Origin of the sequence: Streptomyces sp. DH37 (genome assembly GCF_029813835.1) — a bacterium.
Classification (GTDB): domain Bacteria; phylum Actinomycetota; class Actinomycetes; order Streptomycetales; family Streptomycetaceae; genus Streptomyces.
The window spans coordinates 166,404-179,582 of sequence record NZ_JARVKV010000005.1; the positions used below are offsets into that span (position 1 = coordinate 166,404).

Sequence of the window (13,179 nt, forward strand, 5' to 3'; positions counted from 1 at the left end):
GCTTCACCGCCCGCCGGGGCTCCGGTCCGCGCTCGGCCCGTGCCGGCGGTCAGGACCGGGCCGCCGCGGTGAGCTTCGCGACGTCGGGGGCGTAGACGGTCATCCAGTGCGGACGCAGCCGGTAGTAGACCACGTCGTCGTCCCAGTCGAAGGCGTCGTCGCCGTAGAAGTCCTTGAAGTACGCGAGCAGGTCCGGCCAGTCCGCGGCCGGCTCGCCGTCCCGGGGGTTGAGGATCTCCACCGTGCCGTGCGTGAACACGCCCAGGTCCTCACCCCGCAGGTGTGCGGCGCTGACGGCGGGCCGCGCGGCGAGGTGACGGGCCTTGGCGGCGCCGCGCGCCGTGCCGAAGTGCCACTTTCCGTGCAGGAAGTGCCCGTCCACGCCGCTGATCCGCGGTTCGCCCCTCGCCGTCACGGTGGCCAGGGCGAGGGTGCACATGCCGGTGAGCACCCGGGTGAGTCGCTCCGCGGTCAGCGTGCTCCCGGCGGTGATGATCGAGCGGAGGTGCGAGGTGGAGCGGGAGAGCGAGGAGTCGAGGAGGGCCTGGAGTTCACTGAGGTCTTCCGGTGTTTCGCGCATCGGGGTCCTTGTCTGTCCGTGGAGTCCCGGCCCGCGTCCGCCGTCGACGCCGGCCGGTGGGGCCATGCTCGCCCCGAAACCGGACACCTTGTGTCGTGTTTCCTCCTCTGCTTCACGGACGCCGCCGAACGCGTGGGCGCCCTGGCCGTGTCCCTGCCACGAGGGCCGCCCGCCGGTGGCGCCGGTGTTCACCGCCCCGGTGGGGGGAGGAGCGCGTTCGCGCGCCCGTGACCGGGTCCGTGTTCGGTCTTGAGCCAGGTGACGAGCTCCCTGTGCCCGGTCAGGGGCGATGCGCGGGCGAGGCCCTTCCGGTGTGTGACCGGGCGGCCGTACTCCTTCTCGACGGAGGGCGCCCCGGGCGGCGCGGCCCGCGCGGGCCCGCTGTACCCGCTCGTGCTCCTTCCGGCGGGCGGCGGTGGAGAGCGCCATCGCCGAGCCGGGGGCACCGTCCGGGACGACGCCGAGTCGACCGCGGGCACTGGGGCGGTGGCCCCGACGCCGCAGTGGAACGCCGGCGACCGGCGGGCCGGGAAGCGGGGCGGCGCGACCACGGCGGTGCTCTCCGGCACCGAACACCCGGCGGGAGCGGCCGAGTTCGCGCTGCGGCTCGACACCGACCCCGAGGCGCGCCGCCCCGCCCCGCCCCGCACACGCCGCGGGCTCCCGCCCCGCTGCCGGACTTCGTCGTGGCCGGGCCCAAGCGCTCCCTCCGCCGGGAACACCCGAGCGGGACCCACCCCACCAGGCCCTCGACGCTCCCCGGGACGTCCCGAGGGGTTGGACCGGCGTCCGCGCCGTCCGCCGCCGGCCCCGCCCGGCGGGACGCACATGACAACGGGACCCGGGCAGGCCTGACGGAGCCGACGGGGTCCCACTAGGCTGAGGCCGTGGTGACGCAGGGGACATTACGAGCGATCAGCGACCTGCACGTCGGGTATGCCGAGAACCGTCGCATCGTGGAGGCGCTGAAGCCCTCCTCGCCGGACGACTGGCTCATCGTCGCGGGGGACGTCGGGGAGCTGACGGCGGACATCGAGTGGGCCCTGGGCCTGCTCCGGGACCGCTTCGCCCAGGTGATCTGGGTCCCCGGCAACCACGAACTGTGGACCGTCCGGCAGGAGGAGGACGGGCTGCGCGGCGTCGCGCGCTACCACCGGCTGGTGGCCCTGTGCCGCCGGCTCGGCGTCCTGACCCCCGAGGACCCCTATCCCGTGTGGACGGGAGCGGGCGGGCCCGTGCGGATCGCCCCGCTCTTCCTGCTCTACGACTACACGTTCCTGGCGCCCGGCACCACGACCGTGCGGGAGTCGCTGCTGAAGGCGCACGAGGCGGGCATCGTCTGCACCGACGAGTACCTCCTGCACCCCGATCCCCACCCGAGCCGGGAGGCGTGGTGCGCGGCGCGGGTCGAGGAGACCGAACGGCGGCTGACGGAGGTGGCGGGCGACCTGCCGCTGGTCCTGGTGAACCACTGGCCGCTGGTGCGCCGTCCCACCGAGGTGCTGACCCATCAGGAGTTCGCCCAGTGGTGCGGGACCGTGCGCACCGCCGACTGGCACACCCGGTTCGGCGTGAAGGCGGTGGTCTACGGACACCTGCACATACCGCGGAGCACCGTGTACGACGGCGTGCCGTTCGAGGAGGTCTCCCTCGGCTACCCCCGGGAGTGGCGCCGTTTCGGGCTCAGGAGCGACCTGGCACGGCAGATCCTGCCCCGTCCCGGGGAATCCGGCGCATGACGCGGACGGCGGCGGTCCCGGCACGGAAGCGGGACGGGGCGGAGCCTCGTGGGTCCGGGCGGCGCGGACGGGGCGGATCCGGACCCGCGGCGCAGACGGTCCCGCACCGGCGGGCGGGGACGGTGCCGGGGCCGCCGCGGCCGACCGGTGACGCCGGACGCCGGCGTGACGACCGCGGCGGGCCTACCGCCGGTCGGCTCCCGCCCCGCCGTCCTCCCATCCCGCCAGGGCGATGTCGGTCCTGGACGTGACGTTCAACTTCCGCATGATGCGCGCCACATGGTGCTCCACGGTCCGGGTGGACAGCACCAGGCTCTCGGCGATGTCCCGGTTGGCGCACCCCTGGACGACCAGACGGGCCACCTCCTGCTCGCGCGGGGACAGCCGGTCGCCGTAGCCGAGGCGGCCGCGGCGGTGGGTGGTGACGATGTCGTGGCGGCGCAGCAGCCGTTGGCAGCGGGCCACGTCCCAGCGGGCGCCCAGCTGCCGGTAGACCTCGACCACCTCCTGAACGCCGCCGGCCGCCGCCTCCCCGCGCAGGTCGAGCAGGCAGCGCCCGCGGGCCTCCGCCGCCCGGGCCGCGTCGAAGGGGCGGCCGAGCCGCCGCCACCGCGCCTCCGCGTCGGCCAGCAGGCCGACGGCCTCGTCCGGCCGTCCCCCGGCCTCGGCGAGCAGCGCCCGGCACACGGTCAGCGCGGCCCGGGCGGCGGGCGCGTCGCGGTCCGCGGTCCCGGCCGCGAAGTCGGCGACGAGCCGGTGGGCCCGCGCGGTCTGCCCACTGCCGTGCAGGGACTCCACGGCGGTGGGCACCGCTTCCCCGGCCCACACCCAGCCACCGGTCCGCTCCAGCCGGTGCAGGGTCTCCTCCATGGCCTCGCAGGCCTGTCCGGGCCGTCCGGCCTCCAGGTGGATGCGGGCGGTGGCGGCGGCGGAGGCGGTGAGGATGAAACCGGTGTCGTAGCAGGTGGTGCGGGCGGCCTCCGCGAGGTCGCGCCGGGCCCGGGGGACGTCGCCGAGCACGTGCAGCGCGGTCAGTCCGCGGACCAGCACGGCCTCGGCGGTCAGGTCGGGTATGTCCTGGTAGAGCCGGGCGGTGCGGTCGGCGGCCGCGTGCAGGCCGTGCCAGCGGCCCTCGTGCCAGGCGAGCACCAGGCGGGCGGTCTGGGTGAGCCCTTCCACGTAGGGGCTGCTGGTGTCGGCGAGCCCGTCGGCGGCCCGGTCGAGGAACTCGCGGGCCCGCGCGCCGTACCCGAGGGCGCTGGAGGCGTGCGCCAGGTTGGTCCAGCCCCGGGCGTGGTGCGCGGCCTCCATCGCGGTCCCGGCCGGGCCGCGCAGCGCCTCGGCGGCGGCCCAGGCCCGGGGGTCGCCGAGCAGCATCAGCGCGGTGGCGCGGTTGGCGGCGACGGCGGCCCGGGCGACCGGGTCGGTGACCCGCTCGGCGAGCGCCTCGCCGCGGTCCAGCCACTCCCGGTGGCGGTCGATGGGCCAGCCCTTGATGGAGGGGATGGCGGCGACCGCCATGGCGCGGGCGGCGGTCTGCGGGTCGGACGCCTCCAGGTCGGGGATGGCGCGGGCGACCTCGTTGAGGCTGTCCAGCGCCCCTCCGCTCTGGTTGCGCAGGACGACGCTCAGATGCAGCCGGATCTCGCCGCGCAGCCGGGGCGGCGGGTCGTCCTCGTCCAGCACCCGCCGTACCGCGGCCACCACCTGCTCGCCGGCGCGGGCCAGTTGCGCGGTGCGGGCCAGTTTCGCGGCGGTGCGGACACGGCCCGCGCTGCGCGGGTACTCGGCGATGGCCCGGGTGTAGAGGCTGGTGGCGGTGGCGTAGTCGCCGGCGGCGGCCGCGCGGTCGGCCGCCGCGACGAGGCAGCGCAGGCTCTCCCGGACCCGCCCGGCGGCCCCGTACAGCCGGGCGAGGTCGGCCAGCGGCAGCGGACCGCCGCCGCCCCGGTGCAGTGCCCGGGCGGCGCGCAGGCTCAGCCGGGCCAGCCGCGGGCCGGGCACCCGCGCCAGCGCGGCCCGGCGGTCCAGCGGGTGCCGGAAGGCGGGGTTCGGCCCGTCGGCCCGCAGCACGGCCCGGCCTGCGCACGAGACCACGGCCGCCTCGGCCCGCCCGGGTGCGACGTCCGCCACCTCGGCGAGCACGTCGACGGGTACCGCCCGGTCGAGGACGGCCGCCGCCTCGACGATCCGCCGCGCGTCCTCGGTGAGCGGCGCGCACCGCCGCTCCCACTCCCGCCGCACGCACGGGGGCACTCCGGCCTCCCGTACGGCGGCGAGCACCGAGCCCGCCCGCGGCCCGCCCCCCTCACCCGCCCGCAGCCTCTCCCCGGCCGCCCGCAGCAGCGCCCCGGCGACCCCGGGCAGTCCGCCGGTCAGCTCGTGCACGAGCGCGGTGACGTCCTGCCGCTCCGCCATCCGCTCCGGCCGGCGGGCGCCGAGCCACCGCCGGACGAACTCCCCCGTCTCCTCGGGCGTCCAGGGCCGGACGCCGATCTCCTCGACCCGTACCCGCCCCGGTGCGCGGACGCCCAGGACCGGCAGTCCGGGTGCGGCGTCCTCGGTGACGACCAGCCGCAGCCGGGGCGGCATCGCGTCCATCAGGTGGTGGAGCAGGCCGAGGGTCGCGGGGTCGGCGCGGTGGACGTCCTCCACGACCAGCACGGCGTCCCCGAGCGCCGCCAGCAGCGCCCCGACCGCGCGCGGCAGCAGCCCGCGCCGCACCTCCGGGTCGGCCGCCGACTCCGGCGGCCGCGGCAGCCGGTCGGCCAGTTCGGGCACGACGAGGCCCACGGCCCCGGTCACCGGGGGCAGCGGCCGGCCGGGGACCCCGGGCCGGTGCGGCAGCCCGGCCAGCGCGTCGGCGACGGGCCCGAGCGGCACCGGGTCCGGCGTGTCGGGACACGCCCCGCGCACGTGCGTCCATCCCGTGAACTCCGCCCCGCCGAGCACCTCGTCCACCAGCCGGGAGACCCCTGTCCCGGTCTCCCCCCGCACCACCGTGAGGCCCGGCCCCTCCCGCAGCGCTCCCCGCAGCCGCCGTGCCTCCTCGCACCGCCCGACGAACCCGTCCTCGTCGGCCGCCCCCGTGTCGCATCCCGTCTCGAAGGAACGTCTCTCCACGGTTCCGCCTCCCGCCGACCGTTCACCCCGGAAGGCCCGCCGCGCGTGCCGCCGCTCCGTTGGGCCGGGTCCCGCGGGCCGGGTTCCTCCCCGCCCAGGCCGGACCACGGCGCCCGTTGGGCAGGTGGTCTACCCGCTGGACGGCCGAGGTCGCAATAGGGGTCCACCACCTACGGAATGCCGGCGGCGCCGACGCGGGCCGGCCGGTGCGGTCCCGGGCGCCGGGCGCGGCCGAGGGGTCCGCACCCCCGCTCCCACTCTTTGGGTAGCGCTACGGATTGCTGGGCTCCTCCCAGGTGACCGAAGCTCTGGGCGGTCCGGCGACGCCGACCCCGTACACCGCGGTCCCTGGCCGGCAGGGCCGGGTGCCCGGGGACGGCCGTACCCCACGCAGCCGTCCGGCGTGACCGGACCCGTGCCGCACGGAGCTCCACTCCGTGCGGCACACCCCCCACCACCCACCGTCCGTGGACGCCGAGACCCGAAGGCGCCCAGATGACTGCCGCGGCCGGGGTTATGTCATGACCTCGACACGAGCCGGGATCCCGGCGGCCCGGCAGCCGCGCTCCGGACACGCGCCTCCCACCACCGACGGGGCGTGTCCGGAGCCGGCCGGGGGCGATGGGGGCCGCCCTCCGGATCCCGTGCCGGGTCCGGACAGATCCCAAGGGAGAAACCATGGAGTTCGATCCTCGCGCCGTCCGGCGCGCGTTCGCCGCCGGAACCGTCGCCGCCCTGCTCGTCGGAGCCGCCGGGGCCACCGGGGCCACGGCCGCCCCCGTACCGCCGAGCGGCGGCGAAGGCCGCATCGTCGGCGCGGACCGCCCCGGCGCGGTCGACGGCTCCTACATCGTCACCTTCAAGGACTCCGTCGCCCGCGCCGACGTGCCCGCTTCCGCGAAGGCACTGGCCAAGCGGCACGCGGGCAGCCTGCGTCACGTCTACACCGCCGCCCTGCGCGGCTTCGCGGTGCGGATGACGGAGGAGGAGGCGAAGAGACTGGCCGCCGACCCGACGGTGGCCCGTGTGGAGGCCGACGCGGTGGCGTACGCGGTCGACACCCAGACCAACCCGCCCTCCTGGGGCCTGGACCGCGTCGACCAGCGCGACCTGCCGCTGGACAGGAGCTACACCTACGCCACCACCGCCTCCGACGTGAACGCGTACATCGTGGACAGCGGCATCCGCATGAGCCACCGCGACTTCGGCAACCGCGCGGTCAGCGGCTACGACTTCGTCGACAACGACTCCAACGCCTCCGACTGCCAGGGCCACGGCACCCACGTCGCTGGCACCGTCGGCGGCGGATCGTACGGCGTCGCCAAGGGCGTCAGGCTGATCGGCGTCCGGGTGCTGAACTGCCAGGGCACCTCGGGCAACACCTGGGCCCCGGTCCTCGCGGGCATCGACTGGGTCACCAAGAACGCGGTGAAGCCGGCCGTGGCCAACATGAGCATCGGCGGCGGCAGGACCCAGTCGGTGAACGACGCGGTGGCGGCCTCCATATCCTCCGGCGTCACCTGGGTCGTGGCGGCCGGCAACAACAACGCCGACGCGTGCTCGTACTCCCCGTCCTCCACCCCCGCGGCCATCACGGTCGGCGCCACCAACGGCCGGGACGCCCGTGCCACCGGCTGGACCAACGGCCAGGGCTCCAACTACGGCTCCTGCCTGGACCTCTTCGCCCCGGGCGACAGCATCGCCTCCACGTCCAACGCCGGTGACACCGCCTCCCAGTCGATGAGCGGCACCTCCATGGCCGCCCCGCACGTCGCCGGCGCGGCCGCCCTGCTGCTCTCCGCCAACCCGACCTGGTCCCCGGCCCAGGTCCGCGACAAGCTGGTCGCCGACGCCACGCCCGACAAGGTCACCGACGCCCGCACCGGCTCCCCGAACAGGCTGCTCCACACGGGCGCCGGCACCACCCCGCCGCCCTCCGGCAAGAGGTTCGAGAACACCGACGACTACCAGATCCGCGACAACGCCACCGTCGAGTCGCCCCTCCCGGTCACCGGCGTCACCGGCAACGCCCCCTCCGACCTGTCCGTCACCGTCGACATCCGCCACACCTTCCGCGGCGACCTGAAGGTCGAACTGATCGCCCCCGACGGTTCCGCCTACCTGCTGAAGAACTACAACAGCTACGACAGCGCCGACCACGTCCAGGCCACCTACACGGTCGACGCCTCCGGCGAGCCCGCCAACGGCACCTGGAAGCTGCGCGTGACCGACAACTGGACCAACGACACCGGCTACATCAACGCCTGGTCGCTCCAGTTCTGATCCGTACCGCCCGGCCCGCTCGCGCACCCGGAGCGGCCCCGGCACGGCCCGCGGCGCCGGCCCGTCCCCGCTTCCCGAGGACGGGTCGGCGCTCCCGCGCGTCACCAGGCCGACCGGTGAGGGCGGACCGCCCCCGCAGAGGGCGGCCCCGGCATCCGGCACGAGCACCGTGCGGACCTGCCGGTGCGGGCCCGCGCTGCGCGGTCACCGCCGGTGCCGCCGGTGGACCGCCGTCGCGGGACCGCCGACCGGTGGCGCCATCCGGCCCGCCGGGGAGAATACGTCCATGGGTATCCGAGCCGTGCGCCTGGACGAACTGCCTGTCCTCCAGGACATCGAGAAGGCCGCCGGGCAGTGCTTCCGCGACATCGGCATGCCGGAGATCGCCGAGGACGAGCCGCCTGCGCTCGGTGAGCTCGCCCGCTACCAACGCGCCGGGCTGGCCTGGGTCGTGACCGACGGCGCCGACGCCCCGGTCGCCTACCTGATCGCCGACCGCGTCGACGGAAACCTCCACGTCGAGCAGGTCTCCGTCCATCCGGACAGCGCGCGCCGCGGTCTCGGCCGGTCGCTGCTGGACCATGCGGCGGCCCGTGCCAGGAGCGAGGGCGCGCCCGCCCTGACCCTCACCACGTTCACCCGGGTCCCGTGGAACGCCCCCTACTACGCGCGCTGCGGCTTCCGGCTCATGGACGACAGCAGCCTCACCCCCGGTCTGCGGAGGATCCGCGAGCGCGAGGCGGCACACGGCCTGGACCGGTGGCCGCGGGCCTGCATGCGCCGGGCACTGTGACACCACGGCGCCGTCCGCGCGGGAACACCACCGGAGGCGTCGGACACCGGCGCCGCCGGACGGCACGGGCGGACGCCCCCCACGTACGTGAACGAAGCCGGCCCCGCCTCCGGGCCCGCGCGGCCGTCGGACTGGGCGGGTGGCAGGACGAGTGCGCCTCGGCGGGACCGACGGCCCGGTCCTCAGCCCGCGGTCCCGGTCCTGACGAGCGGTGCGTCCCGCGTGAACTCCCGGAACCCGACGCTGTGGTACAGCCCGCGCGCCTGGGGATGCCCCGGCGCTCCCAGGCAGGCGACCGTCATGTGAGCGGCCCCGGCCGCCCGCGCCAGACGCATCCCGTGCAGGAGCATCGCCCGTGCCAGCCCCTGGCGCCGGTAGTCCCGGTGCGTCCCGACCGGCTCGAACTGAGCGGTCCTGTTCGCTTCGTCGAGCCACATGATCGTCGAGGACGCCATCGTGCCGTCCGGCGCCTCCACCAGGACGTGCAGGTCGCCGCGGTACCCGTTCGCCTGCCGGACGCCCCGGTAGCCCTCGGCCGTGTACGCCGAGGGACTCCAGGCGTCCAGATGGGCCTGGACCGCGGCCTCCGGCCCGGCCTCGTCGGCGGTGCGGAACCGGAATCCGTCCGGCAGCACCGGCCGCTCCACGTCGGTGAGGTCCCGCTCGTTGAGCTGGGTCCAGGACCCGGCGTCGCCGAGCGAGGCCGGGTCGGTCCCGTAGCCGTGCGCCGCCCACCGCCGCAGGGCGAACTCGTCGGCGGCGCTCGGCATCACCGTGCGCTCGAGGCCCGCCGCCGTGCCGTCGTACCAGTCGATCACCTCGTCGACCAGCCCGGCGTGGTCGGGATGGACCTGATAGGCCAGGTAGGCGCCGGTGACGTCCTTCACCGACCCGTCGTTCCGCCTCACCCGGCGCGGAAGACGGGCCCAGCCCCACGCCACCGGCTCCCCGCCGGAGAACCACAGCCGGCGCCGCCAGCTCGCGCCGTCGCAGGCGTGCCCCCTGCCCCAGTTCCACGCCAGCTCGCCGAACGACGCGTCGCTGTTCACCAGGTCCGGGCGGACGGCGGTGACACGCTGCGCCAGACCCTGCATGAGCTGCACGTCCGCGGCGGTCACAAGCTCGGAGTTCGCCATGGTGCGCCACTGTGCCAGGACCGCGCAGAGCCGTCGACCCGTTTTCCGGGGCCGCCGACCGCCCGGCGCGAACCGCGCGGAACCCGCCGGCGTCGGCTCCCGGCCGCCGGGCTCGGGGCCCGGATCCGAGGCGAAGACCAGGGCAGCCATCACCGACCGGACGGCGTCGAGGTGCCGGGTGCCGTAGACCTCGGGCCACACCGCGGAACAGGCTCAGCAAGAGGCCGTTGGTGCCGCCGTACTCGGCCCCGGACCTTGCGCACCCCGTGGACACCGTGGTTGTCCGTGTGGGCCTTCCTGATCGGCACGGTCGGTTCGGCGTCGCGGACGGAACGGGCCGGTGCAGGCGGGCGGTGAAGGTGTGACAGAGGGCTCCGTCCGCCACGGTCCCACCCGTGGCGACGTTGACGTCGTGGCGCAGGTTCTGCCCGGTGTCGCCGATGATCCGCAGCTGGTCGGCGGCCGGGTCGAAGTCCACGCCGAAGAAGGTGCCCCGCAGGGCGAGGCTCAGCTGGGGTACCTTCGTCGCCTTCGCCTTCGTGTTCGTGGTGTTGACGGTGTGGACGCCGCCGGCGTTGCCGACACCGTAGAGCCGGCCGTTCCGGACCCGGTAGTCGATGCCCACCAGTGCGGTATCGCCCGTGAGGCCCCTGATGGTCATCGTGGAGGTGGGACTGCCGGGCCGGTGGGTACGGAACTGCACCAGCCGCTGATCGCTGGTCAGACCGGTCACTGTCAGGCTGCCGCCAGGCCGCTGGGCTGAGTCGGTGGCCAGTGCGGGAGCGGAGGTGGGCAGGGCGGCGGTCAGTACCGCCGCCGGAACCGCCTTGCGCACGAGGTCTTCGCGGAGTCGAACCGTCCGCAGGTCGGGCGCTGCTCCCACGAGACAACCATCCCCGAGAACGGTGCGCACGCCCGGTGAGGCCGTCCGGGGTCCGTGGTGCCGACACCGGCACGACAACCGCTGCCCCGGTCCCACGCCCACCCGGGGCTCCTCCATCGACCGCGGCAAGTGCGCGCCTCCGGCCGACTGCGCCCGGATCACCGACCCCAAGTCCTCGCCGGTCCCGCGTTGACCACCTCGCAACTCGGTTTCGGGCCGTCCCCGGGGCTGGATCCGGATGTGCCCGAGCCGCTGGCCGGACGGTGCGGGAACGCACGAGGCGCTTGTTGGTACCGCCTCGTCGGCCAGGACGTACCCGCGGTGAGCGATGTGGCCGCTGTCGGTGGCCAGCCGAGGAGCAGTTCACGCCTTCATCGGATGCCCGGCTCCCTGCAAACATCCGGCGGTACTTCAATTCCTCTTGGAGCCCATCACCGGGGTCATCACCGAAACCTCTGATTCCTTCAACCCGGCGACATCGAGGCAAGAAGGTGGCCCAGGCCTCCCGGATGGCATGTTCTTGGTCCGGACGGACGCGTCCGAACAAGCGAAACAGACATACCCGAATTGATGCTGTGAGCTGCGCTCTCATGCCGGACAGGCTAATCACCCAACGGTGGCAGTCCTGTCCTCTGCGGGACGAAGCGGTAAAAATCTGTGCCCGACGGATCCGTCCAGGATCCAACCCACATCTATGGACAAGGATTCATGACATGCGCAAGCTCACTCGTCGGGCTGTCGCCGGTGCCATGGCCGCCCCGCTGATGCTGGCCGCTCTGGCCGGCGTCTCCGTGGCCGACTCCTCCAGCTACCACAAGAGCACCACCAGCGCCGACAAGCACGGGGCTCGTACCAAGACCGTCAAGTCCGACGCTTCCACCGGCGGCAACGGCGGTCACGGCAACGGTGGCTACGGCAACGGCGGTCACGGCAATGGTGGTGACTCCTCCAGCTACCGCAAGGCCACCACCAGTGCCGACAAGCACGGGGCTCGTACCAAGACCGTCAAGTCCGACGCTTCCACCGGCGGCAACGGCGGTCACGGCAACGGCGGTCACGGTAACGACGGCCGCGGCAACGGCGGTCACGGCAACGGTGGCTACGGCAGCGACGGTCACGGTAACGACGGCCGCGGCAACGACGGTCACGGTAACGGTGGCTACGGCAACGGCGGTCACGGTAACGGTGGCTACGGTCACGACGGCTACGGTCACGGCGGCAGCATCTACAGCCTGAGTGGCTACGGTCAGAAGGACATCACCGTCTGGTTCGACAGCATGTTCAACTGACCTTCGCTCGGGCGGCTCCGTTTGAGCAGCCGATGGACTGAGCAAGGCCGGACGTATTGTGGATCGTGCAGCTGATGTGTCCAGCCGGGAGTGCGTGGAAGTCGGCAGCGGCCGTCTTCCGTCGCGATGTGCTTGGTGAGAAGGCCGGGAGGCTCGGGGAAGAGCCGGTGAGGAAACCAACCGCCTTTCGGTGGCGTGCCCCGGCCGGAGCCTTGAACAGCTCCGGTGACCCGAATGCCGAAAAGCCAAGCAGGACGACCGTGGCATGATTCGCTCGCCGGAGCCAGATGGGCCGAGTGTTCCGGCCGCTCTTTATGGACAGAGAGCGGCCGGGGCCTTTTATGAGGACGCTGGTGCAGGAATGCGCCCGGGGCTGTGCACTCGTCCTTTCCCGAGTCGCAGGATCGATGAGAAACGTTCACCAGCTTGGGACACCCGGGTGTACTCCATCCCCTCTGGTCGCGGCTGCCACCCCGGCCCAGGGATCGCAGAGAGTTGACCTGCCGGTTCGATCTCGGCTGGTCCACAGCAGTCGCCCGAACAGGTCCGTAAGGACCCGGACGTTCATCCCGTGCCGCCTGTGCTTCCAGGAGCCGTGTGCCCGTACAGACCTCCGGGGCGTCCGATGACGTCAGCGCCGTCACGGTCGCCGGAGCCGAGCCACACCGCTCGGCCGGTACGGGCACGTCGGTGAGCTGGCCGTCCGGCCGGGCCTGATCGGCTCCGCCGACCGCCCACCGGTGGCGGAACCGCTCGGGTTCGATGCCCTGTCCGGCCGCCCACCGGCAGTACGCGTGCCACACCACCGACGGCGAGTGGCAGACGCCCTCGCGGGAGCCGCGGACGCAGGCGCGGGTGAGGTCCTCGACGGTGAAGCGGGCCAGCCGGGTACTGACCCCGGCGCGCAGCGGCCTCCGTACGGGCGGCATATCCCCGGTGGCCCCGAGCGCATCCCCCGAAACCAGACCGAGCAGCAGACCACGGCCCCGGAACACCGCCGGCACACCCCGCACACCCCGCACACCCCACGCGAAAACCCCGTGGGAGACGGCCGGATGGAGCCAGGGCCGCGAACGGGCGACGCTCGCTGAGAGCACCAGGTGAGCCGGTCGTGGAACGTCGCGCCGACGGACGCGTTGTCCCGGCAGCGGATGGTCACGCTGATCCTGTCGTCAGCGCCATGGTCCGCGGAGGTCACGGGCGGAACGCCGGGCCGTGTCCCGAAGCCGGCCTCCCCGCCGCGTGGCCGACGGTCCTGCCCGGCTACCCGGACGGGGCCGGCCCCGAAATCATCTCGCCCACGCTCGCCTCGTCCGGTACGGTCGCGGGGTTGTTCTCGCTGCCGGGGCCCAT

Annotated in this window: 7 protein-coding genes and 3 pseudogenes; 4 read left to right on the forward strand and 6 right to left on the reverse strand. The window is 74.2% G+C overall.

Annotation, left to right across the window (positions count from 1 at the left end; translation table 11 throughout):
• Positions 1–49: 49 nt before the first annotated feature.
• On the reverse strand, positions 50–580 hold the full coding sequence (locus QC029_RS04685) for a pyridoxamine 5'-phosphate oxidase family protein (protein ID WP_279554083.1): 531 nt from the start codon (positions 578–580) through the stop codon (positions 50–52).
• A gap of 188 nt (positions 581–768) precedes the next feature.
• Positions 769–930, reverse strand: a pseudogene (locus QC029_RS04690) (DUF4287 domain-containing protein); the annotation flags it as partial.
• A 537-nt stretch (positions 931–1,467) separates the two neighbouring features.
• Between QC029_RS04690 and QC029_RS04695 the strand changes: the two are divergent.
• The gene (locus QC029_RS04695) at positions 1,468–2,319 is read left to right on the forward strand and encodes a metallophosphoesterase (protein WP_279554084.1); all 852 of its coding nucleotides are present in this window, start codon (positions 1,468–1,470) and stop codon (positions 2,317–2,319) included.
• Between the two features lie 183 nt (positions 2,320–2,502).
• Here the strand turns inward: QC029_RS04695 and QC029_RS04700 are convergent, their stop codons facing one another.
• A complete protein-coding gene (locus QC029_RS04700) occupies positions 2,503–5,442 on the reverse strand; it encodes a LuxR family transcriptional regulator (RefSeq protein WP_279554085.1) in 2,940 nt (979 codons plus the stop codon).
• Between the two features lie 678 nt (positions 5,443–6,120).
• Between QC029_RS04700 and QC029_RS04705 the strand changes: the two genes are divergently transcribed.
• Positions 6,121–7,725 carry a S8 family peptidase gene (locus tag QC029_RS04705; RefSeq protein WP_279554086.1) on the forward strand — a complete coding sequence of 535 codons (1,605 nt, stop codon included), beginning with the start codon at positions 6,121–6,123 and terminating at the stop codon, positions 7,723–7,725.
• A gap of 286 nt (positions 7,726–8,011) precedes the next feature.
• Positions 8,012–8,518 (forward strand): GNAT family N-acetyltransferase, encoded by a 507-nt coding sequence (locus QC029_RS04710; RefSeq protein WP_279554087.1) that lies wholly within the window; start codon positions 8,012–8,014, stop codon positions 8,516–8,518.
• Positions 8,519–8,700: 182 nt separating this feature from the next.
• Here QC029_RS04710 and QC029_RS04715 read toward each other — a convergent pair whose 3' ends face one another.
• The gene (locus tag QC029_RS04715) at positions 8,701–9,654 is read right to left on the reverse strand and encodes a GNAT family N-acetyltransferase (RefSeq protein ID WP_279554088.1); all 954 of its coding nucleotides are present in this window, start codon (positions 9,652–9,654) and stop codon (positions 8,701–8,703) included.
• A 424-nt stretch (positions 9,655–10,078) separates the two neighbouring features.
• Positions 10,079–10,654 (reverse strand): annotated as a pseudogene (locus QC029_RS31065) (DUF4394 domain-containing protein); the annotation flags it as partial.
• 596 nt (positions 10,655–11,250) lie between these two features.
• Between QC029_RS31065 and QC029_RS04725 the strand changes: the two are divergent.
• Positions 11,251–11,826, forward strand: a complete 576-nt coding sequence (locus QC029_RS04725) for a hypothetical protein (RefSeq protein WP_279554089.1) — start codon at positions 11,251–11,253, stop codon at positions 11,824–11,826.
• A 517-nt stretch (positions 11,827–12,343) separates the two neighbouring features.
• Here QC029_RS04725 and QC029_RS04730 read toward each other — a convergent pair.
• Positions 12,344–12,430: pseudogene (locus tag QC029_RS04730) on the reverse strand (IS5/IS1182 family transposase); the annotation flags it as partial.
• Between the last annotated feature and the right edge of the window lie 749 nt (positions 12,431–13,179).

Bases quoted from the DNA above. Each gene is read 5' to 3' on its own strand.
- QC029_RS04725 (WP_279554089.1), top strand. From the start codon at position 11,251: ATGCGCAAGCTCACTCGTCGGGCTGTCGCCGGTGCCATGGCCGCCCCG.
- QC029_RS04715 (WP_279554088.1), bottom strand. From the start codon at position 9,654: ATGGCGAACTCCGAGCTTGTGACCGCCGCGGACGTGCAGCTCATGCAG.
- QC029_RS04710 (WP_279554087.1), top strand. From the start codon at position 8,012: ATGGGTATCCGAGCCGTGCGCCTGGACGAACTGCCTGTCCTCCAGGAC.
- QC029_RS04705 (WP_279554086.1), top strand. From the start codon at position 6,121: ATGGAGTTCGATCCTCGCGCCGTCCGGCGCGCGTTCGCCGCCGGAACC.
- QC029_RS04685 (WP_279554083.1), bottom strand. From the start codon at position 580: ATGCGCGAAACACCGGAAGACCTCAGTGAACTCCAGGCCCTCCTCGAC.